The sequence below is a fragment of the Ruminococcus sp. zg-924 genome (genome assembly GCF_024433635.1).
Taxonomy (GTDB): Bacteria; Bacillota; Clostridia; order Oscillospirales; family Acutalibacteraceae; genus UBA7067.
In genome coordinates, this window is the sequence record NZ_WNJZ01000004.1 from 12,678 (window position 1) to 38,188 (window position 25,511).

Genomic DNA, 25,511 nt, shown 5'->3' on the forward strand with positions numbered 1-25,511 from the left:
TTTAACCCTTAACAGCGCCGCCTGTAACACCCTCAACATAGTATTTCTGCATCTTGAGGAAGAGAGCGGTGATAGGTACAGCAACCAAAACCGAACCTGCGCAGAACTGCAGGAAGTAGGTTTCGAGGTTGTTTCTGTCAAGCATTTTCCAAAGACCAACCGCAACAGTATACTGATCAACAGAGTCACCGAGGAGAAGTCTTGGGAAAATAAAGTCTGCCCACGGACCTGTGAATGATGTAAGTACTGTGTAAACGATAATTGGCTTGGACATAGGAAGAATAATCTTCCAGAAAATCTGATTTCTTGTTGCGCCGTCAATTGTTGCCGCCTCGTCAAGTGCTCTCGGAACCGTATCAAAGAAGCCCTTTGAAATTGCAAAACCAAGACCTGCACCTGCGGAATATACAACAATAAGACCGACAATGTTGTGGGTAAGACCCATAACATCGAGGAGATAATAGATAGCTACCATTGTAAGGAAGCCGGGGAACATTCCAAGAATGAATGCTATGTTAATTATCTTCTTACGTGATTTAAAACGCAAACGGCTGAAGGTATAGCTGACCATCAAAACAGAAACTGTTGAGATTATGCATGAGAATATTGCAACAATAAGTGTGTTGAGGAACCAACGTGGGAAGTTGATACCCGACGGATCAGCCTGAGTAAACAGATTAATATAGTTATCAAGAGTCCATGTCTTAGGAAAAACATAGTTAATATAAACCTGCTGCTCTCCTCTGAACGAGGTCATAATCAACCAAGCAAGAGGCAACACCCATATAATAGCCATAACCGAAAGGAAAATGTAAATAAAGGTGTTGGAGAGGGTTCTTCTTAATTTATAGCTTTTTATCATGAGAATTCCTCCTCATTCTTAGCTGATTTTGTCATATTAAATGTAATAAGTGACAATGTAGCGCAGAATATAAATACCAAGATACCAATTGTAGCCGCAAGCGAATAGTCAGCCTTATCAACAGTCAGCTTATACAGCCATGTAACAAGCAAGTCAGTATCACCGGCATTATACATTTCCGGGTTATCCGGTCCGCCGGCAGTTAAGAAGTAGATAACGTTAAAGTTGTTAATGTTACCTATGAACTGCTGGATAAGAGCCGGTGTCATAACGAAGAGCATATATGGCATTGTTATCTTTACAAATGTAACAACAGGGCCTGCGCCGTCAATACGGGCACTTTCATAAAGCTCTTCCGGAATATTCATCAAAATACCACTGGCTGAAAGAATGGTGAACGGAACACCTATCCACAGGTTTACAACCAATACCGTTATCTTTGCCAGCCATGGATCCGTAAGGAATTTTATCTGCGCATCCTGCGCAATCCATCCCAATTCACGAAGAATTACGTTAACTACGCCGCCGTCGCTGAGCATCTGTGACATAAGAAGAAGAGTAACGAACTGAGGAACGGCAACCGTCATAACGAACATTGTTCTGAATATTGATCTGCCCTTGATGCCCTTTTTGTTAATCATAAGAGCAAAAATAACGCCGACAATGTAACAGGAAACTGTGGCAATAACTGCCCAGCACAGTGTCCAGATGACAAGGTTCTGGAATGTATATGCCTTTTTCGGGTTATCCCAGAAAACGTCGGCAAAGTTCTGGAAGCCTACCCAATCAAAAAGACCGCCCATCGGGTGATGAGTATCAAAGTTTGTGAAGGCAATCAGAATCATAAAGATCATCGGCATAACCGTGAAGGTGCAGATAAGAACTGTAGGAAGAGAAAGAAGTGTAATGTGGTAACGGCCGTCAAGCAGTGAAGAGATATCCTCTTTGATACTGTTGATGTGCTCGCCGTTTGCACGTCTCTCTTCAAGTGCACGGTTAACCTTAATATTAGTAATATACAGGAACAGGAAAAGTACTGTTACAAACAACGCCATAACGCTGTAAAGCATAATGAGCATTGAATCGTCTGTAACTGCGTTGTGCTTCTGACCCCAGTCGTCATACCACGCCGGGGAAACAACTTCGCCAAGATATGTTATCTTTGATATATACTGCCAAGCAAAACCAAACAGATATGCAAAGTACGCAACCTCAACTGCGAGGAAAACCAAGCCTTTGACTATCTGCCCCTTTACCATTATACCGAAGCCCATGATAAGATAGGAAATCTTTGTTGACCAGTCACCTTTAACGAAGCTGACGCCATAAAATTTAAACGCCTTGCCAACACCAATAAAAAAAGCAACAATCTTCAATGCGATAAACTTGAAAAAACGAACTAAATTTTTTGGCAAATTTACGATAAATTCTTTAAGATTATAAAAGAATTTCTGAAACGGATTAAGCTGGACGTAATCTATAAAATTCATGGTTTCACTCCTTTTCATCTGAATTGTAAAAGTCTGCGATAAGCCGCAGTTCTTTTCTTGGGCGTGTCAAGCAGCCCGAAAATCAGACTGCTTGACACAATTAAATATTAAATTTGTGCTTCAGATTGATTATTGCATTGTAATATTCTCAACCATGTTGTCATAAGCCTCTTTCATTGACTTATCATCATGATTCTTGTCCGGGTTAACAACATATGCACCATATGTGCCTGTCGGTGTCCACCAAGCTGTGAGAATGTTAATCTGCGGGAGTGAATACTTCTGCTGCTCATAGATAGCGTTAAGAGCTACGTTTTCTGTAACGAGTTCAGACTCAGCAAGCTTCTTGTTTGCAGGACCCCAACCGATCTCCTCGCATCTTTCCTTCTGAGCCTTTTCGCTTGTGAGGTAAAGAGCAAGTGACTGAGATGTGATAGGATACTGTGTCTTAGCGTTAACACCGATGTTCTTGTAACCAAAGATTGAAGTAAGCTGCTTGTCTTCGCCGTCTACTTTAATTGTAGGAAGCTTAACAACGCCCATGTTCTCACCAAGTGCCTTCTCGATGTCCTTAATTTTCCAAGAGCCAACTACGCCGGCAATGTGTGTGCCGTTCTTGAAGCCGGATACAAGAGTCTGGTTAACGTTTTCATCCTTGAAGTAGTTGCTTGTTGAGCAAAGATCTGCAAAAGCCTTAGCAACAGCGTTAATCTTGTCATAATCGTAGTTGAGCTTCATAACTGTCATATCATCAGAAAGGCCAAGTGTACCGCCACCTGTGAACGGAATTACACAGCCGTAGAATCCGTCGCCAAGGTTGAAGGCAAACTTCTTCTTTTTATCATTACAAACCTTCATGATGCCTTCCATTGACTTAACATCTTCATCGGTAAGAGCTCTCTTATCATAGAAAAGAGCATAACCGTTGTCGCCTGTTTCCGGATAAGCATACGGGATTTCTGCGTCATCATCAGCACCCTTGAAGAGAACTGTTGAATATGCGCCCTCAAGTGTTTCAGCCTTAATAGCGTCTGTGAAAGAAGCTCTTACAGGAAGAACATAGTTGCCCTTGAAGAGGTCAAGACCTTGGTCAGAAGCAAAGCCGAATACGTCGGCAGCCTTCTTCGGGTCAGTCTTTACGTTTGTAGAAGCGTCTGATTCGCCCTGAGCTACACATTCAATTGTAATCTTTTTGCCGAGCTTTTTGAAGTTTTCTGCGAAATCGTCGCACTGCTTCTTAAGGAGTTCAAGTGACTCCTGAGGACCCCAAACCTTAAGCTTTACGTCGTCCTCGTCACCCATTGCGAGTTTTGCGTCAGCCATAATATCATCAATTGTTACCTGCTTTGCAGCCGGTGCTCCTGAGCTTGCCGGAGCTTCTGATCCTGAGCCTGTTGATTCACCGCTACCGCCGCAGCCTGCAAAAGCTGAAACAGCTATCAATGATGCAAGGCTAACACCAAGAATTCTTTTTGTGTACTTAAACATCGTGATTCCCTTTCTTTCTTAAAATTAGAAAATAAATATTTTTAACACGGTTTCCGTGTTACGTCCTGCAAGATGTAATTTACGGGCAAATTGGTTTTTTGTTGAAAATTAACCATAAAAATGCCGCAGATACACCTAATGCTTGTTTAAATAATACCATAGACAGTTTACAATTGCAACACTCTTTATTCATTTTTATCAATGTCTATATATTACACGCAATATTTTGTGCATATTGCACACTGTTTTTTCTTAAATCTGGCAATAAGCTGATTTTCTTTGGTTTATTTTTGCTATTTCGCCAGCTTCAGCTTAGTAAACATTAACATAAAATTCTTTACAGGTCTGTAATTTTAAATTTTTTACTTTCTAAATGCTTTTGTATATATATTTCATTTTGGAATTGTGTTCACTTTTTATTTATTTTTTGTTTACAAATCGAATATTACACCCAAAATTCATATACATATTAATATTATATCCCGCAAGCATACATATTTTCTTGACATACTGCTGAATTTACTCTAAACTATATTCAAGCATTATTTAACAGAAACAATAACTCAACTATATAAAGCAATATTAATTGGAGGCAGTAATAATGAAACTGAGCCGACTTTTAGAAAAATTAACATACAACCTTGTGCAAGGTGACGAAAACACAGATATAACAACGCTTGTTTATGATTCAAGAAAAGCTGAAAAGGGCAGTGTTTTTGTTTGTCTTAAGGGTTATAACTCAGACGGTCACGCTTTTGCGCCAAAGGCTATCGAGCAGGGCGCAGCCGTGCTGATTGTCGAGGACGATATCAAGGCGCCGCAAAACGTTACTATTATAAAGGTAGAGGACACACGCAAAGCGCTTGCCTTTATGAGCGCCGCTTACTTTGACTATCCCGCTGCTAAGCTCAAGACAATTGCTATAACCGGCACAAAAGGAAAGACAACTACTGTCAGTATGATTCGCTCAATTCTTGAAGCAGGCGGCATAAAAACCGGCACAATAGGCACAGTCGGCATTGTGATAGGTGATAAAATTTTCAAGACGAACAACACCACGCCTGAATCATTTGAAATCCAGCAGGCGCTTAATAATATGGTTGACGCAGGCTGCGGTTGTATGGTTATCGAGGCGTCTTCGCTCGGTCTTAAATGGCACAGAACTGATGCAATCGACTTTGATTACGGCATTTTCACGAATTTCTCTGACGACCATATCGGCGGAGCTGAGCACAAGGACCTTGAGGAGTATATGTACTGCAAAAGCCTGTTGTTCAAACAATGCAAGCTCGGACTTATCAACATAGATGACAAAAGCTACAAGGGCATAATTGATGGTCACACCTGCGACATTGAAACCTACGGATTTAACAACGATAACGCTGACATATCAGCCTACGGTGATGAGCTAATCTCAAAACCGGGCTATCTCGGCGTTCACTTTAAGACAAAGGGCAAGCTTGAGATTGCCGTAGATGTTCCGATTCCCGGCCGTTTTAGCGTTTACAACGGCCTTTCGGCTCTATCAGTATGCCGTCACTTCGGTATTGACAAAGAAACTATGATTAAGGGACTCGACAGGGCGTATGTTAAGGGTAGAGTTGAGAGCGTACCTGTTCCGGGTAACTATACATTGCTGATAGACTACGCTCACAACGCTGTAAGTATGGAAAATGTACTTACAACCCTTAGAGAATACAAGCCTAACAGACTTATAACAATGTTTGGTGCAGGCGGCAACCGCCCTAAGGTTCGCCGTTACGAGATGGGCGAGATAAGCGGCAAGTTATCGGATTTATCGGTTATCACAACCGACAACCCTCGTTTTGAGGAGCCGATGGACATTATAAATGATATAAAGACCGGAATCGACAAAACGGACGGAAAGTATATTATCGTACCCGACAGGCGTGACGCAATCCGCTGGTGCATTGAAAACGCACAGGACGGCGATATTATAGTTCTCGCCGGCAAGGGTCATGAGGACTATCAGGAGATTAAGGGCGTAAAGCATCACCTTGACGAGCGTGAAGTTATCGCTGATATTCTATCTGAAAGCAAAAATTAATTAATGTGGGATAAATCTCAGCGTTAACGAAACCTAACTTTTATCTGCCTGAATAATAAACTATTCATTCACAAAGCAAATACCTTACATCTCAAACCAGACATTGCTTTACCGCACACAAATATTGTTGCAATGCCGATATATGTCGGCATTGCACTGTTTTCGCCATTTTGCCCACTTAATTTCAAAAAGCTCTTGACTATTTTTAATTTATATGTTAATATATTTCTCGTTGCAGTACACAAATGTACTGTCTATATAGGGGTATAGCTCAGTTGGTAGAGCAGCGGTCTCCAAAACCGCGTGCCGAGGGTTCAAGTCCTTCTGCCCCTGCCAATTACAAGTCCTTGAAAATGGCTTAGATAAGCCGTTTTTGAGGATTTTTCTTTTTAGGCTAATAGGCTTTCTAACACTATACCCCTTGTGTTTCTAACACTTTTCTAACGGCGGTGTTTTTCTTTTCGGAAAACTTTTACTAAAAAGTTCTTAACCACATTTATCCAAAGCTTCAGCAATCGCAATTTTTGAGGTTTTGTCAATGTGAGCATAAAATTTCAATGTTGTTGCAGAACTACTGTGACCTAACCACTCTGCGACTTGAACAACCGTAAACCCTTTATTCAGAAGATTACTCGCAACGCTGTGTCTTAAATCGTGAAGCCTGATCATTGGTAAATCACTGTCTTTAATAATCTTGTGGAAGGTTCTCGTAAGATAATTCGGTGTTATCACGCTACCATTATCAAAGGTGCAGACGTAGTCATTTGCACTATATCCCCTTCCGAGCAAAGCCATGCTTTTCTTTCTCTTTTCCAGCTGTGCTTCAAGCACCATCCTCGCTAGCTTCGTCATTGGTAAGGTACGATTACTGCTTGCAGTCTTTGTCGAGCTTACGTAATTTCCCCCAACACAATCCGGCAGATTCTCTAAGTACTTCTTCGTCCCCTGTTGAAGCGTTTCACATATCCATATTGTACCGTTTACAAAATCAACGTGCGACCACTTTAAGCCAAGCACCTCACTTCGCCTTAGTCCGTATATACAGCACAATGTTATCGGAAGTTCAATACTCGTCCCCTTAACAATACTACTAAGCTTTATCATCTGCTCTGCGTTGAGAAAAGACGCATTGAACTGATTTCCCCTTGGTTTTTTGGCCGCACTCGCCGGATTTACAGAAATCAGCCCTTGCTCCACTGCATCAGCCAAAGCTTTGCTTATATTTTGGTGATGGTGCTTTATCGTTCTCGGTGACAGAGCCTTTTCTCCACTCATTCTACTGTTTGAGGTAGCCTCATACTTATAAAACTCTGTAAGCTGATAAGGCTTAAGCTCCTGCAAAAGTATACCCTTTCGCTTGAAATACGGGATAATATGATTAACCATATTTCCCCTGTAACCTCGGTATGTATTTGGTTTGATCTCGTTTTGGATATCCGAAAGCCAATTCTCAAAATACTCTGCAACGGTTATATCGGAATAGTAAGACACATTTTTGCTTTCAAGTTTCTGAAGCTCATCTCTTAAAAACTTCTCCGCACGTCTTTTATTTCCCTTAACCGGTAGATGAGTAGATATCCATTTCTGCTTTCTTTTTCCTTTTTCGTCTTTCAAATTTATCACGGCATAGTATACGCTGTTTTTTTCTTGAACACTGCCTGTAATTGCCATTTTTAATCTCCTTTCCTCGGCACTCAGTCAGCTGTTGATCGTATTAATTGTAACTCTAAACAGCTGACTGTTCAAGTTTTTTCTATGTCAATTTAACTCTTTATCTAAATAATTAATAACGCACTGTTTAGGGATTATATACTTGCTTCCAACTCTTACCGATTTGATTTTACCTTCCCGTAAAAGCCTGTATACCTTCGTTCTTCCTATATGCAACATATCCCGTATGTTATCAACTGTAACACAATCCTCGTAGTCTTTAAACATATCTTTTTTCATATTAATCACCCTCTACCCAATCATGCTCATCAAACGTATACGCTTGGAATAAAACACCATTATTAGTCAGGAATCTACCCTGCGAATCCTTCGGTATTCTTTCAGCGGCATCGGTATTATCTAGAACAATCATTGACAAAATATTATCAGCCCTGCCGCAAACTCGAAAATCAATATTGTTTTTAATTTGCCCGGAAAGTATTGTTGCGTCAGGCCTCTGTGTTGCAATAATAAGGTGAATACCGAATGCACGTCCTTGCCGTGCTATAACCGACAGACAGCTTTCTATTTTCACGACCTTCTCTTTTTGTGTTTTATCAAGTCCTGATTTATCAAGCACCTCTGCAATTTCATCACAGCCAACAACAATTCGGCAAAGATTATCATCTGTCAACTTGTTATACTCGTCAATATTCGACACTCCCGTTTGAACAAGCAATTTTTTCCGCCTTTTAAGCTCCGACTTGATTTCCAATAGAGTTTGAAGTAATTCGTCCTCTTTGGTAACAATTACACTCTTCCTGTGCCATATCGTCGGAAAATCAACGCCGCCCTTGAAATCCGCAATATACACCTTTGCTTCTTTCAAAACACACTGCATTAATAGTAGCTTCAATAGAACGCTTTTACCTGAGCCTGTTGAACCTCCGATAAGTACATGCGGAACTTTTGACAAGTCCACTGTTACCGTCTCAACCAAGCTTTCTCCCATATCTAACACGAACCCCTTGCGCTTTCTATTATTTGGAGTGTATGATAAAATATCAGGCAAAGAATATTTACCATCAACTGCATAAAGCAGAACTCTACGAGGATTTTCCCCCGCCCTTACACTCTCTATGCGGATATTCAAAGCAGCTTCTATCTTTTCTTGCTTGTCCTGCCATTCCGACACAGGGATTCCGTTTGATTCAAATTCAAGAATTATTATTCGTGCCTTTTTTTCTTTGACTCTACGTGAAATAAGCACAGGAGCTTCTCCTGCGTAGTTTACCAAACCCATACGGTGTAGGTTGTTGCTTATCCCTTTCGCACCTCTTGGCATACCTATCAGCAAAAGAAGTACCACAAGAAGGACAGCCGAAACAACAGCAATTATTATTTCGACCATGTTTTTTAATATATTCCCGATTACCGGGAGAGAAGCACTCTCTCCCAGTATCAAAGTACGGTTAAACCATACGCTTGCTACAACTGCTATGTAAGCGATCAGTATAGCAAACAAACCTTTTCTAAACCACATTTTGCGAAATGAGTTTTCAAGAAACAGGAATATCACCTTAGTATTCCATCGGTTTCGCAGATAGCTTTTTGAGTTGTTGTCAATCATTAGAGCTCACCTCCTCCCTTGTCCAGTACAACAACAGGGTTAAGTTCCGTAACACTAAATTCGTTAAAATTTGTATAATGCATTACGGTGTTGATTCGTCTGCGTAAAGCTCCCCAAGTTTCACTTTTGTTCTTTTGCTCGTCCATATACTGCTGTTCGAGGGGTAGATTGCTTGTGATATACACAGTCGTATAGCATGCAAACTTATCCGCATATCTCGCAGGCAGCATCACCGGGTAAATGTCCAGGTAATTGAGCATAAATTCGATTGGCACTTGACTTGCAAATTCTTCAAAAACGAGCACAGGCTGTCCGCTATATGCATCGAAGTTAGGCACACCATTTTTGTAAGCGGTAATTCGGCATATTTGACTCGGGTGATGCTTTTCAAATATTCCACGGGTTTTACCTGTGCCTGTCGTGCCCCATATGTACGTAACTTTGATGCGTCTCATTTGATCGGAATATTTCTCTCTAAGATACACTTGACGAATCGTCTCAATATTGTTTACCTTAAAGCCGTATTTCGGATATAGTTTTATAATATCGTACGTTGACATACCGTTCTCGATGTCCGAAATAATATCGGCCATATCCGGGCTTGATTCAGCACAAGGATCAGGAATATTGCCGTACTCCTCGAAAGTGTCAATCAAGTTCGTCTCTGCTTTTTGAGTTCCCAACCATTTCCCTTCTTTGCGCAGATAATTTCGGTTATCCAACACACTCCCCTGAACCCTATCACAATGAACAGCCGGAAAACGATTTTCAAGTGTTGAAAATCTAATCGGCGAACGGGAATAGATAAACACGTGGGTGTGTTTCGTTCCTGTGGTCGCGATTTCATCAACCAAGCAGAAATACTCAGGATTTGACAGTTGTACTCGCCTAATAATTTCAGCATGCGAAAGCTTATGAGCCTCAGGGTTGTTTATCGTTAACAGCCACTTGCGTGACTGAGAATCTTTTGTATTCATAAATATCTCCTCCTTGTTTCAAAACCACTTTTGTCAATTGAATTTATTTATTATCCAAAATTTAGTCAATCGTAGCTTTTTGCTACTGCTACACTGCTACAAAGGGGTAATACTAACCCTTTGCAGCTTGCCTGCGGCTTACAGCCGGCACTTGATGTGCCGACTGTGCCGCACCACGGCTGTTAAGTATCTTTGTCCGCTATGTGAACCGCATTTGCCTTTGCCGAAACTTGGTAACCCGAAGGAGTCCAATAGAGCGAAAGTTCAAGTCCGTCAAACACGACTACTGGATAGTCGCTACCGTTTAGCTCAATTAGCGGAGTATTTCCAGCAATCTTCACTGCTATCTTCTCTAGCGCGTGTGCTGGCATGGCGACAATATACTTAAATCCGTCAACCTCGTCGGTACGCTTTCCGCCTGTGTATACAAATGACGGAACTACGTCCACCAGAAAAAGATTGCCGCCAACTGTTGCGTATGAATTAATCTTCAAATCCGAAAGCCTGAACAAACTTATCACCTCTTTTAAAAAAATCTAGACGGGCGCCCATCCTTGACTATAGCATACAACATTTAGATCCAAAAAAAAGGACATTTCGGCATAAGTTTTTTCTCTAAAAATTCGCATAAAATGCCCGTTTCTCGCCTTATTTCAGCTTTTTTCATGCACATTTGAGGTTTTTACCGACACTATGGAATGTCCCAAACTTCAATTATTTTCCTGAACCTACATATTGAAGGTCCTTAACTTTAAACCTTTTTGCGTATATATATATCTCTCTATTAAACTCTTCTGCAGTAGATAAATTAAGTTCTAGTATATATTTATATACAACGCTTAGATTGTTATATTTTTCAGTATAGTTGCATATTGTAACTAACTCGTCAATTTCAATTAAATCAAGCCTGAGTGCAACGCATAAACCCAAAAGGGTCATTAATCGTGGAGTGTAATCTTTCAATTTCCTATCACAACTCATTATGCGATGAATTGTCTTTTCAGTTGTATTGGCGCTTGCCGAAAGCTTAGTATAGTTAATCAAACCGCTTGGCTTTAAATAATTCGCTCTTCGAGCGTAAGAGTATATTTTGTCAACAAGCTTTTTCTTGCAATATACAAGACATTAGAATTGTTATCATGCTCATGTATTTTTTCATACAAAGCTTCTCTCTGAGTTTCACTCAGTTCAGTAGCACGTTTTAGCTTCTCGTTATTGCTTGCGCCGAGCAGCAATCCGAATTACTCCCTAATGAGTCGGAAAGATAAATGAACAAACAAATCTGTCTTTTGAAAAAAACAAGTAACAAAAAATTTAAGGTAATTTTAACAAAAAACATTTTATCACGCTCCTTCCGATAATAATTAATAAAAGTAGTAACCAACTCAAAATCAGAGTATAAAAAATTGCAGCTGTTATCGGATTGACCGTTAATAGCTGCACATTAAAATAATACAGGCGACAGTTTTCACTGCCGCCGTAAATTTTTCTTTTCATTTAACAAATCAGGGCAAGATTTATTCTCGCCTTGCTTTATTGTTATTGCGATAAAAGCAATTATATTAACAATTTTGAGTAGAAACCTTACTTTCTGCTCTTTTTAACACCTATAAGTGTTCTATCATCAATAGGGTATAGTACCCCTCAAAAGCTCCTCAACGCCCGTAGCGGAGGAGAGCCGAGTTATAGTGCGAACAATATAAGCATAAGCTATAAAAGTTGGACCATAACAAGGAACGCACACCCTATCTCTTTGCCATAGGCAACAAGGATGCGGCGGCATACACAAAAGAGTGTAGCAATGAACATCATAAGGCCGTTTCTTTTGACCTTGTTTTTATTTTACCACACACGTTAAAATTTGTCAACCATTTTGAATTTATTCCGCTCGATATAGTTTAAAACAGAGTTTGTCATTTAATTTATGTTATTTTGAGTTTAATTCAAGGAGAAGATAATAATTCATCACAATGATTCTTTCTTTTCATTCGGACAATATCAGTAAGTAATTCAACTTTATCTTAACACAGCAAGCGGCAGCTGAACCCAGCTGCCGCCCATTTTTTCACTTCACCATTCAAATTAAATTAGTTATTTCTCTTTCTCTTCTTGAGTGAACCGATAACATACACACTCACTACACTCAACAGCATTACGCCGAGGATTGTAAATACAATTACATTCTGTCCTGTTTTAACCGTTCCGCTTACTGCCGAAGGAGTTTTGCCATTTGGCAAAGTAGCATTATTGTTATCGGTTGAAACCTTTGTCGGTCCCTGTGTTGTAGGCTTAGCCGTCGGCTTTGTGTCTTCATCACCTGACGGGTCTGTAGAATCATCTCCTGTTGGCTTTGTAGGCTCTATAACAGGGATCTCTTTTGTTTCAAGCACTTCACCGCATACAGTACACTCTTTATGCTGACTACCCTTATCTGTTTCTGTCGCAGCCTTATCTTCAATCCATTCCGAAGGTGTATGTGCAGTCTTCTTGATAATTACGCTATTGTGGTCGGCAATTTCAAAGGTTCCTGTCGCGTCAGAGAACCATTTTCCGCAACCATCACAAACATAGTATTCGATATTGCCTTCCTTTGTACAGGTGGCTTTCTGAGCGTCAACCTTTTTTAAATCGTGATTATCAACCTTGTTCTCTTTAACAGTTACAATACCGTTGTTAACCGCAAATTCTACATTCTGTTCCTTTTGGTTAACAACTTCGTCCTTGTCGTAGGTTACTGTTATAGGATAATCCCCTGGTGTTGCATTGTCTTTAATCTTAAACAAAATACCTGCCATTTTTCCGTTAACGGTGACATCATCCAAGCCGTACCACTGTACTCTGATTGGATTACCGTAACGAGTCGTAATGGCGCCAAATGTGCTGTCATCATCAACGCTCACCAATTCCAAAGCGCTGGAATCATAGGAAATATAAACAGCCCAACCATTGATACCCGGATTGTTTGAACATGTCAACGTAATCTTCACATTATCACCGGCATAACCGCTTGCGTTATCAAGTGACATTGTCGACGTATCGGCAGCGCTTATCTGAACAACAGCACCGACTAAGATGATAGCAAGCACTACCGTCAGTGAAATAACTTTGATAAATTTTTTCTTCATAAATAACTCCGTCCTTTTCTGTGTTTATTAATATATGTTTACATCCCAACCAGCAACATACTGATTAAGACGTATAACATCCCTGAGGTTTACCTTGCCGTCACCATTGACGTCCTTGGCACCTTCATTTACTTTAACATTCCAGCCTGCGACAAACTGATTTAATCTGATTACATCCCTCAAATTAACTTTCCCATCTTCATTTATGTCACCAGGCGTATGTGCAGCAACCTTAACTGCGCCGTTCATTACGTCAAAGTGAACATTTTCTTCCTTGTCATTACAAATCTCTTCTTTATCATAGGTTACAGTAATCGGATATGTACCCTCTTTTGCGTTGGATTTTATTACAAATGTTAATGTAAACAAGTTTCCGTTTGTTTTCACATTTGTAAGATCAAACCATTGTACATGATATGGATTTTTTGTTATTATGTTTGATGTTGTGATTTCGCCAAAATCACCTTGTTCGCAGCTCTTTAGCTCAAGCGCATTGGAATCATATCCAACTGAGACTGCCCATCCGTTAATTCCCGGGTTATTCTTCATTGACACATTCACTGTTACTGTTCCGCCCGGACCTGCTGTTTTGGTGTCAACAACAATTTGAGGGGTTCTTGAAGAAACAACGGTCACTACACAAGTTGCTGTTTTTCCGTTAGAAGTCCTAGCAGCAATAGTAGATGTGCCAACCTTTTTAGCTGTTACCATACCGTTTGATACAGTGGCAACAGAAGTATTGCTGCTTTTCCAAGTTACTGTTTTATCAGTTGTATTGCTTGGCTTTACAGTTGCAGACAATAAAACACTTCCACCGACATTCAGGCTGCAAGACGTCCTGTTTAAAGTAATACCAGTCGCATTTACAGCCGAGCTCTTTACCGTCACGCTACAGGCTGCTGTCTTTCCGTTAGCAGTTTTCACGGTCACAATAGCTTGACCTGCTGCTTTGGCTGTTACTTTGCCCGCACTATCAACTGCGGCAACGCGTGTATTTGAACTGCTCCACCTATAACTTGTCGAAGCATTTTTCGGGTAAACACTCTTAGTCAATGTATATGTTTCGCCAATAGTTAATGAAAGCTTACTCGGATTTATGCTTACGGATGTAGGCTCTGTTGGAATGGTAATCGTTGAAGTAGAAAATTTAATACCATTAGCATTTGCAAACTGGTGTGCAAATGATCCACTCTTTCCGTAAATTGTTAAGGTACTCGGACAATTATAAAAGACATATTTATCTGTTAAATCATCATTATTTAATCTTGCATTGCCAATCTGTATGAACGGATCAGGTATAGAAACCATCTTTAATGATGTACAGTTTCGAAACGCTCCATAACCGATTATTGTACTTCCGTTTGCAATTGTTACCTTATTCAACAATATGCATCCAGCAAATGCATAGCTTCCCATGCTATCAACACTATTTCCTATTGCTACTGTTGTCAGCTTGGTACAGTCCGAAAAACTATTTGAGCCAATTTTTGTAACGCTGTTTGGTATAGTTATGCTTGTCATATTCGAGCAATTTTTAAAAGCACTATCACCTATTGAGGTAAGGCTATTTCCTAATGTTACACTGCTCATATTTTTGCAGTTATAAAATGCATTATTGCCAATACTTCTTACACTGTTTGGAATTGCTACTCTTGATAATGAAGTGCATCCGTTGAAGGCATATCCATCTATCTTTGTTACTGTGTTTGGAATGCTTACCGTGATAAGAGAGGTACAATCCTGAAATGCTCCATAACCGATTATTGTACTTCCGTTTGCAATTGTTACCTTATTCAACAATATGCATCCAGCAAATGCATAGCTTCCCATGCTATCAACACTATTTCCTATTGCTACTGTTGTCAGCTTGGTACAGTCCGAAAAACTATTTGAGCTAATTTTTGTAACGCTGTTTGGTAGCGTTATTCCTGTTATTTTGCTATTTTGTTTAAAGGCATTAATACCAATAGAAGTAACATTGTATCCGCCTAATTTTGATGGAATATTTAAGATAGTTTCATTACCTGAATAGCCTGTAATAGTCGCATTTGAATTATTCACAGAATATTTATACCCTTTTGTTGTATATTCTGCTGCACTTGCAGTTACTGGTACAATCGAAAACACGCTAAACGCCATAATAATTGCAAGCAACACAGGCATAACTTTTCGAGTTTTTTGAATCACATTTTAACCTCCTTTTCGATCCCTTAGACCATTCAAAATGTCAAATTAGTATCTACTCTGTCTTCCTGCTATCTTTATAATAACACAAATCCAAAGTTCTCGGATTTATTTCACCACTTACTTTTTTATCATGCCTCCTTTTTGATTTTGATTATTTATATTCATTAGCCAAGGATAATAAAAACCTTTAATAGAGAACCACATCCCAACCAGCAACATACTGATTAAGACGTATAACATCCCTGAGGTTCACCTTGCCGTCACCATTGACGTCCTTGGCACCTTCATTTACTTTAACATTCCAGCCTGCGACAAACTGATTTAATCTGATTACATCCCTCAAATTAACTTTCCCATCTTCATTTATGTCACCAGGCGTATGTGCAGCAACCTTAACTGCGCCGTTCATTACGTCAAAGTGAACATTTTCTTCCTTGTCATTACAAATTTCTTCTTTATCATAGGTTACAGTAATCGGATATGTACCCTCTTTTGCGTTGGATTTTATTACAAATGTTAATGTAAACAAGTTTCCGTTTGTTTTCACATTTGTAAGATTAAACCATTGTATGTGATATGGATTATTTGTTATTATGTTTGATGTTGTGATTTCGCCAAAATCACCTTGTTCGCAGCTCTTTAGCTCAAGCGCATTGGAATCATATCCAACGGAGACTGCCCATCCGTTAATTCCCGGGTTATTCTTCATTGACACATTCACTGTTACTGTTCCACCCGGACCTGCTGTTTTGGTGTCAACAACAATTTGAGGAGTATCTGGATTTATTGGCTTTAGAGGATCAGTGTAGATATCCTTATAGTTGTATCCGCAAACTGCGCACGTATGCAATGTATAACCTTGAGTAGTTGTTGTCGGTGCTATAATTTTTTCAACATATTTATGACCGATTGCTGGAATAGTTTGAGTTTCTTTCTTATCACATGAAGAACAGGTTCTCGTTTTTGTTCCTACCAAAGTACAGGTTGCTCTTTGGGTTGTGATCCACGCACCGTAACTATGTCCTTTTACCGGAATAGTTTTAGTTTCATTTTTACCGCAAGCAAAACACATTCTCATTTTGCTTCCGTTCTTTATACAGGTTGCTTCCTTTGTAACTTTCCATTCTCCAAAAACATGTTGCTCTATTGCATTTGTGTAATCGTCTTTGTAAGTATCTCCACATATACTGCATTTATGCAACGTATATCCTTTTTCACTGCAAGTAGGACTCACAACTTTCGTAGTATAATTATGCGAACATTTTATTGTAACCGACAGCGTTTTTTTCGTCAGAATTGTTTCACCGTTGGTAGTATCCTTCAAGCTAAAGTCTATTGTGTAATCACCTGTCCTTTTAGCCGTTATGGTGCAAGGACAAGTATTACCATCCCTAGCACCCCATTTTGTAGTAAATACATCTGTGTTTCTTAAGGCACTGAATGTATACTTGGAGGGAAGAAGCCCCGTTGCTGTTACATTAATTGTCTGTGTCGGATTATTTGCTAAATCAAAGGTTAATGATGATTTACTCAAGCTTAACGAAGCTGAACCCAGTTTATTAATTTTAAATTTTTGGGCATTTGTCCCATTGTATGTATACAGCCGAATATTAGTGCCTTCCTCAGGCGATGCTCCTTCAACATCAAGAATCGCTGCATTACAATTTATTGGTCTAAAACAATAATAACCGTTACCTGCACTGTAAATCATCCATTTTTGGGCATCTGTTCCATTCTCTGAATAAACTCCTACATTCGTTCCGCTAACATATCCGTTATTATTTACATCTATGCAGTAATTACTGTTCTTCCTTGACTTTATAACATAACTACCATCCGACTGCCTAACAAAACAGAAAATCTGGTTGTCAGAATTTGTATTTTTACTCATATAAACATTTGTGTAATCGCTCAAAGATGCATGCGTTAAAACATTATTATCCGACACCGCACTACCAATCTGAGCATAAAAATCACTGCCTAAATTAGATTGGGTCCCCCAATTAAGTTTCTTAATGACGAAAGAAAGACAGCCATTATCCGTTGCACCTCTAAAGGTTCCTCCACTGTTTGAAACCTCAGCATAAACTTTCCATGTACCATACACACCTCTGCAAGCAAATCTGAAATAGTTTTTATCCCCAAGATCGGGATCAGCTGTCCTTCCGTCAGGTGCAACAAAGTGTAGTTTATAATTCGAGATATTTGAGTCATAAGGAGTAATAGTTACTGTTTGTATTTCAGATTCATAAAATCCTGTCGAAGAAATGCTTATAGTATATCCAGTAGGAGCAGGATTGTTATTAACCCTCGTTAAATACTCCATACTGCAATAACCGCTGTAACCATTCCATTCCACATGAGCCCAATTGCCATCTGCCTTACTAACATATACAATTGTACCTTTTGGTATTGAGGCTATAACTGACCCTCCACCATGCGAATTTCTCATATTTAACGGCTGACTCCTTGTGGTAACCGTGTAATCTCCAGCATAACTTTCAGAACAATTACATCCACCTCCTCGATAATTTGGTCTTACAATATAAGCAATTGTTTGAGTTTGTGTTGGATGCTTTCTAACACTCCTAGCATATAAACTACCTCCGCTACCAGAATTTCCTCCATAGGTACTAACATTGCCATTAGAAGCTGCATACACTATCTCAACATGATCTGCTCCGTTATTGCCATAAAAAACAATATCACCTGGTTGAGCTGTACTTTTGCTGACATAATAACCTCCAGAGTTGATAATATTATATCTTAATGTTGGACAGTATCCTGATGCCGGAATGGCATCAGATTGATTTGCCAATATCGCACAATCACTAACAAAATCAGCACACCACTGTTCTGTGTAACCTAATTGAGAACCAGTTTTACCCAACTGTGCTCTTGCAACATTTACTACATCTTCTGCACCATTACCCGTAATACTATAACTTTTATTGAAGTTATATGTTCTGCTCTGAGTTGCCCCCACATTAACTGTACCTAAAATTGTAAAACAGGAAATCACCACAAGAAAACTTAGTACAACACTAATAATCCTTTTCATAACATATCCTCTCTTTCAATTAATATTGTTGCATATTTTTATTTTTGCCACAAAGAATAATACTATTAGGGGTTTGCTCGGTTCATATCGCAAAGTATCTCACTTTGCGATAAAATACAGATAACATAAGTAAAAAGGCCATTTCTCGAATACATTGACTATAATCTTGACGGCGATTATTCTGATAAAAAATTCAATTTATCCATGCTTTTTCTTTTTAAGTCCATTGATGAGTGCACATAACGCTCTAAAGTGATTTTTACATTTGAGTGACCTAAAATCTCACTAAGACTTTTTATTTCAAACCCATTTTCGACGCATCTGGTTGCGAAAGTATGTCTTAAAACATGAAATTTAACATTTCTTATATTACATATTTTTAGTACATTTTTGAAATAGTACTGCATATTTCTTGGTTCTATATACTGTTTTGACGAACCGGTAAGTATATAGCAATCTGAGTTTTGTTTTAACTTCAGCAAAGTATCAATAATTGTTTCCGGGATTGGTATCCTACGCAAAGAATCTTCGCTTTTGGGCGAAGTAATAATGACCCTTGTTTTACGGGAAGTTTGTTCGCCCATATTATCCTGTATTCTTAGCATAGTTTTGTTTATGCTCAAAAGCCTTTCTCTTATATCTATATCCGACCATTTTAAAGCACACAATTCACCTATTCTGATTCCTGTATAGAGACTAAGCAAAATCCCAAAATTTTTATTGTCCATATTCTTGATCAAATACGTACAGAGTTTCTGTTGTTCAAAAATAGTAAGCGTTTCAATTTCACACTTTTTGCATTTGATAGAAACAAAACTCAAATCACAGTTGTGTCCTATACCTTTGCAGTTAGCATACTTTAATATATTTTTTATTATCGCTAATATATCGCTTACAGTCTTACTTGCAAGGCCTTCCCTTATCAATGAATTCATATATGACTGAACAACATCCGCCGTTATATCTGATATTTCGTATTTACCTAATATCGGAATGATACGGTTATTAATAACCGATTTATAATGCGATAATGTAGATTCCTTAGTGCTCAGCTTTTTGTTTTCAAGCCAATCAAATACTATTTGCTCAAAAACAGCTGAGTGAATTTTATCAATTGGTTCATTGGGATTGATTTGCTTAAGTTTATTTCTTACCTCGGTATAACTTTTACCATATAAATAACCGTATATAGCCCTATGATTTAAACCACGCTCCTTTATATACCTTCCTTCCCATCTTCCGTCTTTACGTTTATAAATATTTTCACCTTTTCTGGGCATATTTATCTACTCCTTTCTTTGACTATAATTTTGACGGAGAATTATCATAAAAGTAATTCTTTCAAACTAAAAAAAGACATAATTCACCTTTTCATGAAAAAAATACAGAATAATCGTAATTTATATTGACTTTTTTGCGATTAAGTATTAATATTCTAAGTGTAATATATATTAACATATTTATCGCAAAGTGAGATACTTTGCGATAATTTTATTTAACGCCAATTATCATTTTGCTTTATTGTTTATTTTTTTGATAACCGCAATTTCAGTTTTACATACTTTCTTTATCTACCCCCAACATTTTATAATTACTTCCCTAAAACATATTAACAATGCAAGTTCAACTGTTTATAACAGACATTATATCTATTTAAAGTAGGCGTATCAATACAATTTAATATTTATTGTAGCTATATCCGAACTCTGTGTATAGTAGAATTATATACAGGTGGTGACTAACATGGAAAAGAAAGAATTTATTAAGCGCTTAGTTGAGCTTCGTGTTAACAAGGGTGTTTCGGCAAGAGATATGAGTTTAACTTTAGGACAAAGTCCAAGCTATATTAATAATATTGAAAACGGAATCAACCTACCCTCGATGACAGTATTCTTTTATATCTGTGATTATTTCAAAATCACCCCAAAGGAGTTTTTTGACACCACCTCTCCAAATCCTGTAAAAGAAAGAGAGCTTTTAGATGCAGCTAAATGTCTTGACGGTGAGCAGCTTGAGCACTTGATTGCAATTGCGAAAGGACTAAAAAAATAACATCCCGTCAAAGGATGTATCACTAACATATAAATGCAAATCCGCATCAGGGCATTGTATTTACAACCTACTCCATTTATGAGTTACTAATAAATAAAAACATGTATTTTATGATCAACCAGCCGACTGTACGCCTTACATCTAACACATTCTAACAATTATCTTCAAAAAAATTTTCAAAATCGAAAAACTGTCGTAAAACCACCAATTATTCAGCTTTTATTTATAGCAAAAGAACCAAATATAATCATAAAACACGTGGCAACACTACCTGAAAATCGTCCATATTCGCTCCAAAACCGCGTGCCGAGGGTTCAAGTCCTTCTGCCCCTGCCACTAAAAAACGGCTTAAACACTGCGTTTAAGCCGTTTTTTCATATAAATAAACAGTCGGGGTGTGGTCAAAAGCACCACTTTTGATGCTCAAATTGTGTTCCAAACCTCTCATACAGTTTCAAAAATTCCAACAATTCCGTCTGTTACATCATCAAAATAGCATCAATATATTTATCATGTCCATAGTTTGTGGTATGATATATACAATCAAGTTCCTATAATTTGTCAGATTAACTTTACGGGATAACAAAATAAAAATCAGGGGGCATACAGATGAAAATAATGTCAACGGATTATGCTGAAAATTATGCTAGACAAATGTTAAATCGAATATTAGAATTTGACTTATTTACTCTTTTACATAAAGATAAACCAGATTTGCAAGATTTTGATCACCAAATTGGAATTGAAGTAACGCAAGATGTTTATGAAAGAGAAATGCAATGTCTGCGATTTTGGGTGAAATATGAAAAAATGCCTTATGACAAAATCCCCAAAAAAGAAATCGAACTATATTACAAAAATCTTGGTACTCTAGAAATTTCTGATAACCATATAATCCATGGTACATTAGGTGAAACGAAAGAAAATAATCCTACTCATTTGATTGATACAATCAATAGTAAATTAAAAAAATTAAATTCTGGACATTATACAATATTTGAAAATAATATGTTGTATGTTTTTGTTGAAACGGTTAGTTTGTTTGATTCGTATATAATATCGCTAATTAAAGAAGTAAATGCCACAAATTATCCGTTAAAATATACTCGAATAATTTTAGATGGTTGGTTTGAATTATGTGATTGTGATATTGTGAATCAATCATATTGCAGACATAATATAACATCGGAATTGAGGCAAGAAATACGTCGAAGTATTTCAACTGAATAATAATTTTTACATCTAAAACCCATCCGTTATTCCATTTAGTTTGGTTATATCTCTTTCTACATAATAGGTTTCAAAAATTACCGATGTGGTATACCCCAGCAAATCGGCAAATTTTCAGATAGATAGTATTACAAAGCGAGGATGATTTTTAACTCTAGCTTTTCTTTGTTTACAGCGACGCAAATTTGTTGACAGCAAGTGATACTTGAATTACAATTAAGATAGATTCAAAATGAAATTTGGCGGGTAATGTTATGATAAAAAAGTTATATCCGAACGGAAGACCAAAGGCATTTAATGTATCTTATGATGATGGAGTTTTACAGGATATTCGTTTTGTGGGATTGCTGAATAAATACAATCTAAAAGGAACTTTTAATCTAAATTCTCACTTAATGAAAACAGAGTTTGAATGGAAACACGAAAGTGGATTAGTAATAAAACGACTTTCAGAGAATATTGCGTCCGATCTGTATAGCGGTCACGAAATTGCAAGCCACACACTCACTCATCCTTATATGGACAGCTTGACAGAAAATGAGATTATCCACGAATTGCAAACCGACAAAGACAATCTTGAAATGCTTTTTGAATCAGAAGTAAAAGGTTTTGCTGTTCCTTTTGATTTTTATAGCGAATTGATGGAAGAGTGTGTCAAAAAATGTGGATTTGAATATGCAAGAATTTCAGAGGAATCCCTATCATATACACCATCAACCGATTTTTACAAATTAGAAGTCGGTATATTTCACCTTGACACGAATTTGGATTCATATATTGATAACTTTTTATCAACAAACGAAGAACTTGCATTCTGTCAAATCGCAGGTCATTCCTATGACTTGGATACTGAAAATATGTGGGATAAAATTGAGGCTATTTTCAAAAAGTTAAGTGCAGATAATAATATTCTGCCAATGACAACAATTCAATTTGTTGAATATATTAAGGCAATGAATCTTGCAGAAATAACAGAAAACTATATCAAAAACAACAGCAATATTAGTTTGTGGTTTAGTGTCAATGACAGAATTTGTGAGATTAAGCCAAATGAAGTGTATTATGTCTGAAATTAAAACTCCAGATACATATTGAAATTTATAAATCAACAAAGAATAAGTAAAGTTTGTATGTGTATATTATGTACACAGATTGGGTAATAAGATATGACAAACAAAGAAATATTACAAATAGCATTACAGCAGTCTGCATATGACTGCAACTGCGCCGCAGAGGATTTTCTATCTGACAAAAACATTGTTACTATATCGAAAAAGAATGAGCTTGCAAGAAAATATATTCCTCTTCCGCTTGAATGTGACCTCGTTTCATATGGAAACAATATTGTTGCACAGACAAGTCAGAGGCTTAAGGATACGGTTACTGAATATATCAACCGATTTCCTGCCTTTCGTTGTTTTGAAACGCCTAATATAAACATTCTCAATGATATGCTTGCTTCATACAATCTTAAGGTCTGCTTTATGGCGGAATATTTTCTGCCTGATGTAACTAAGCTCAAGCGGCTGGAATGTAATTATGAATTGAGGGTTCTGAAAAAATCAGATTTTGAAAATTTATATTGTGATAAATGGAGCAATGCTATTTGTGAAGGAAACAAGGACAGAGATATACTTGCAGTTGGCGCATATGATAACGGCAAGCTGATTGGTCTTGCAGGCTGTTCGGCAGACTGCGAAACTATGTATCAGATAGGTGTTGATGTTTTGCCCGAATACAGAAGACAGGGTGTGGCATCTGCTTTGACTAGCAATCTTGCTGTGGAAATACTTGCCCTTGGCAAAGTGCCGTTTTACTGCGCCGCATGGTCAAATGTTAAATCTGTACGCAATGCAATAAAATGCGGTTTTTATCCTGCATGGGTTGAGCTAACTGCGAGAGATGTTAACTTTATAAATAAAATTATCTCTTGATAATTTCGTACATAAAAGGTTGGATATAGGCATAAAATCTTCAGATATAATATACTAGAGAAGTTAGAATGTTTTTTCATTCTCGATTCTTTGTTTACAGCGAAGCAAATTTGTTGACAGCAATTAATACTTGAATTACAATTAAGATATCTTGAAATAACATTATGGGGACTTACAAACGAAGCTGATAAAATCTGACAAAAAGTATTACAATTCATTTTTGGAGGCTATTATGTGCTTTATATGCGATAGAATAGAAATGATTAAAAATAACGAAAACCCTTATTTCGTTAAAGAATTGGAAACAGGCTATGTTGTTATCGGGGATAACCAGCATTTTAAGGGCTACACTTTATTTTTATGCAAACAACATAAAATAGAGCTTTTTCATCTTGAGCGCAATTTTAAAATGAAATTTCTTGAGGAAATGTCTTTAATGGCTGAGGCTGTATCAAACGCTTTTAATGCAGAAAAAATTAACTATGAACTTCTTGGCAACGGTGAAACTCATCTTCATTGGCACTTGTTCCCACGCATAACCGGTGATATTGAAAATTACGGCAACAACGGAAAAGGACCCGTGTGGTGGTATCCAATGGAGAAAATGTATGATGACTCAAACAGGCCAACAGAAGCAGAACTATGTGAACTTAAGGAAAAATTGTTGTGTGAGCTAAACAAATTAACCTCTCGGTAATCTTTTTCCCCTGAGCATTGTTCTCAGGGGATTTTTACGTTGCTTACCCACTTTTTTGCCGAAAACTATTGACCGAACACTGAAAAAACAGTATAATAATATTCAGATGTGCTAAAGCTCAGGATTATTGCTTTGTTTTTGCACAACATTTCAACCCTCGCTGGTATAGCTCAGTAGGCAGAGCGCATCCTTGGTAAGGATGAGGTCAGCAGTTCGAATCTGCTTATCAGCTCCAAAAACCGCCTTGTATATAACATGGCGGTTTTTTGTTTTTCTGTACCTTTTCGGTACCTTTATTTATACAGCTTATACAGCAATAAAAATTCAGCCGCTCTGTACCGAAAATACACAGCGGCTTTTATGATATGCACCTCCAAAATTGTCTAACTTCTGGGTGCATATCATTACTACTTTGCTTATTTTATTTATTTAATTTCAAAAACGCCGCCTTTAGCTGTTTTGCGGCTTCATACGGATTTTCAGCCTTCATTATTGCGCTGACTGCGCAAATTCCGTTAACAGGGATTCCCTTGATTATATCAAGATTATCCTTGTTGAGTCCGCCTATGGCGTTTACTTTAATGCTTACAGCGCTGCATATATCACGCAGGATTTCCGGCTTTGTCAGGACTGTAATAACCTTTGTTGTGGTAGGGTACATAGCGCCAACTCCAAGGTAATCTGCACCCTGCTCCTGAGCCTGCAGCGCCTGCTCAACTGTCTTAGCGGTTGCGCCGACTATCTTCTCTCTGCCCATAATTTTTCTTGCGGCATATACCGGCAGATCGCTCTGACCAACGTGTACTCCCGCCGCATTAGCGGCAAGGGCAATATCCGCCCTATCGTCAATTATCAGAGGAACATTGTATTTGTCTGTGACAGCCTTTGTTTTAATTGCAAGGTCTAAATACTCCCTGCCGGTGCGGTTTTTTTCACGAAGCTGAACTATCGTCGCTCCACCTGCACAGGCTTTGTCAACAACCTCTAAAAAAGCAGATTCCTCCCAATTTGTGCTGTCAGTAACAAAATACAGCGTTGTATCAAGCTTCATACTCTCACC

Annotated in this window: 20 protein-coding genes and 2 tRNA genes; 8 read left to right on the forward strand and 14 right to left on the reverse strand. The window is 38.1% G+C overall.

Going from position 1 to position 25,511, the window contains the following annotated elements; all coding sequences use genetic code 11:
* Position 1: 1 nt before the first annotated feature.
* From GMA13_RS02670 to GMA13_RS02680, 3 genes are all read right to left on the reverse strand, one after another.
* A complete protein-coding gene (locus GMA13_RS02670; RefSeq protein WP_255884407.1) occupies positions 2-862 on the reverse strand; it encodes a sugar ABC transporter permease in 861 nt (286 codons plus the stop codon).
* Complete coding sequence (locus GMA13_RS02675) at positions 859-2,352, reverse strand: carbohydrate ABC transporter permease (RefSeq protein ID WP_255884409.1); 1,494 nt, start codon at positions 2,350-2,352, stop codon at positions 859-861. The genes GMA13_RS02670 and GMA13_RS02675 overlap by 4 nt, the downstream gene beginning before the upstream one ends.
* Positions 2,353-2,481: 129 nt before the next feature.
* Positions 2,482-3,840: an extracellular solute-binding protein gene (locus GMA13_RS02680; RefSeq protein WP_255884410.1), complete on the reverse strand. Its 1,359-nt coding sequence runs from the start codon at positions 3,838-3,840 to the stop codon at positions 2,482-2,484.
* Positions 3,841-4,441: 601 nt separating this feature from the next.
* Here GMA13_RS02680 and GMA13_RS02685 point away from each other — a divergent pair.
* Together GMA13_RS02685 and GMA13_RS02690 are read left to right on the forward strand one after the other, a co-directional pair.
* Positions 4,442-5,908 carry a UDP-N-acetylmuramoyl-L-alanyl-D-glutamate--2,6-diaminopimelate ligase gene (locus tag GMA13_RS02685; RefSeq protein WP_255884411.1) on the forward strand — a complete coding sequence of 489 codons (1,467 nt, stop codon included), beginning with the start codon at positions 4,442-4,444 and terminating at the stop codon, positions 5,906-5,908.
* Between the two features lie 260 nt (positions 5,909-6,168).
* Positions 6,169-6,244: transfer RNA gene (locus tag GMA13_RS02690), tRNA-Trp, on the forward strand.
* Positions 6,245-6,394: 150 nt separating this feature from the next.
* Here the strand turns inward: GMA13_RS02690 and GMA13_RS02695 are convergent.
* From GMA13_RS02695 to GMA13_RS02740, 10 genes are all read right to left on the reverse strand, one after another.
* The gene (locus GMA13_RS02695; RefSeq protein ID WP_255884412.1) at positions 6,395-7,579 is read right to left on the reverse strand and encodes a site-specific integrase; all 1,185 of its coding nucleotides are present in this window, start codon (positions 7,577-7,579) and stop codon (positions 6,395-6,397) included.
* Positions 7,580-7,666: 87 nt separating this feature from the next.
* Positions 7,667-7,858, reverse strand: a complete 192-nt coding sequence (locus tag GMA13_RS02700; protein WP_255884414.1) for a helix-turn-helix domain-containing protein — start codon at positions 7,856-7,858, stop codon at positions 7,667-7,669.
* 1 nt (position 7,859) lies between these two features.
* On the reverse strand, positions 7,860-9,188 hold the full coding sequence (locus GMA13_RS02705; RefSeq protein WP_255884416.1) for a DUF2854 domain-containing protein: 1,329 nt from the start codon (positions 9,186-9,188) through the stop codon (positions 7,860-7,862).
* A complete protein-coding gene (locus tag GMA13_RS02710) occupies positions 9,188-10,165 on the reverse strand; it encodes a viral replication protein (RefSeq protein WP_255884418.1) in 978 nt (325 codons plus the stop codon). The genes GMA13_RS02705 and GMA13_RS02710 overlap by 1 nt, the downstream gene beginning before the upstream one ends.
* Positions 10,166-10,347: 182 nt before the next feature.
* Positions 10,348-10,677, reverse strand: coding sequence for a hypothetical protein (locus GMA13_RS02715; RefSeq protein ID WP_255884420.1), 330 nt, complete (start codon positions 10,675-10,677; stop codon positions 10,348-10,350).
* A gap of 202 nt (positions 10,678-10,879) precedes the next feature.
* A complete protein-coding gene (locus GMA13_RS02720) occupies positions 10,880-11,128 on the reverse strand; it encodes a hypothetical protein (protein ID WP_255884421.1) in 249 nt (82 codons plus the stop codon).
* A 1,124-nt stretch (positions 11,129-12,252) separates the two neighbouring features.
* The gene (locus GMA13_RS02725; protein WP_255884423.1) at positions 12,253-13,290 is read right to left on the reverse strand and encodes a cohesin domain-containing protein; all 1,038 of its coding nucleotides are present in this window, start codon (positions 13,288-13,290) and stop codon (positions 12,253-12,255) included.
* Between the two features lie 27 nt (positions 13,291-13,317).
* Positions 13,318-15,477 (reverse strand): leucine-rich repeat protein, encoded by a 2,160-nt coding sequence (locus GMA13_RS02730; protein ID WP_255910393.1) that lies wholly within the window; start codon positions 15,475-15,477, stop codon positions 13,318-13,320.
* Positions 15,478-15,664: 187 nt separating this feature from the next.
* A complete protein-coding gene (locus GMA13_RS02735) occupies positions 15,665-18,538 on the reverse strand; it encodes an RICIN domain-containing protein (RefSeq protein WP_255910395.1) in 2,874 nt (957 codons plus the stop codon).
* 176 nt (positions 18,539-18,714) lie between these two features.
* Positions 18,715-19,818 (reverse strand): site-specific integrase, encoded by a 1,104-nt coding sequence (locus GMA13_RS02740; RefSeq protein WP_255882801.1) that lies wholly within the window; start codon positions 19,816-19,818, stop codon positions 18,715-18,717.
* Between the two features lie 463 nt (positions 19,819-20,281).
* Between GMA13_RS02740 and GMA13_RS02745 the strand changes: the two genes are divergently transcribed.
* From GMA13_RS02745 to GMA13_RS02770, 6 genes are all read left to right on the forward strand, one after another.
* Positions 20,282-20,590 carry a helix-turn-helix domain-containing protein gene (locus GMA13_RS02745; protein ID WP_255882802.1) on the forward strand — a complete coding sequence of 103 codons (309 nt, stop codon included), beginning with the start codon at positions 20,282-20,284 and terminating at the stop codon, positions 20,588-20,590.
* Between the two features lie 609 nt (positions 20,591-21,199).
* Positions 21,200-21,820, forward strand: coding sequence for a hypothetical protein (locus GMA13_RS02750; RefSeq protein WP_255882803.1), 621 nt, complete (start codon positions 21,200-21,202; stop codon positions 21,818-21,820).
* A 254-nt stretch (positions 21,821-22,074) separates the two neighbouring features.
* Positions 22,075-22,890, forward strand: a complete 816-nt coding sequence (locus GMA13_RS02755) for a polysaccharide deacetylase family protein (RefSeq protein ID WP_255882804.1) — start codon at positions 22,075-22,077, stop codon at positions 22,888-22,890.
* A gap of 96 nt (positions 22,891-22,986) precedes the next feature.
* Complete coding sequence (locus GMA13_RS02760; protein ID WP_255882805.1) at positions 22,987-23,754, forward strand: GNAT family N-acetyltransferase; 768 nt, start codon at positions 22,987-22,989, stop codon at positions 23,752-23,754.
* A gap of 232 nt (positions 23,755-23,986) precedes the next feature.
* A complete protein-coding gene (locus tag GMA13_RS02765; RefSeq protein WP_255882806.1) occupies positions 23,987-24,451 on the forward strand; it encodes an HIT family protein in 465 nt (154 codons plus the stop codon).
* 159 nt (positions 24,452-24,610) lie between these two features.
* Positions 24,611-24,686: transfer RNA gene (locus tag GMA13_RS02770), tRNA-Thr, on the forward strand.
* A 186-nt stretch (positions 24,687-24,872) separates the two neighbouring features.
* Here the strand turns inward: GMA13_RS02770 and thiE are convergent.
* Positions 24,873-25,502 (reverse strand): thiamine phosphate synthase, encoded by a 630-nt coding sequence (gene thiE, locus GMA13_RS02775; RefSeq protein ID WP_255882807.1) that lies wholly within the window; start codon positions 25,500-25,502, stop codon positions 24,873-24,875.
* Positions 25,503-25,511 lie beyond the last annotated feature (9 nt).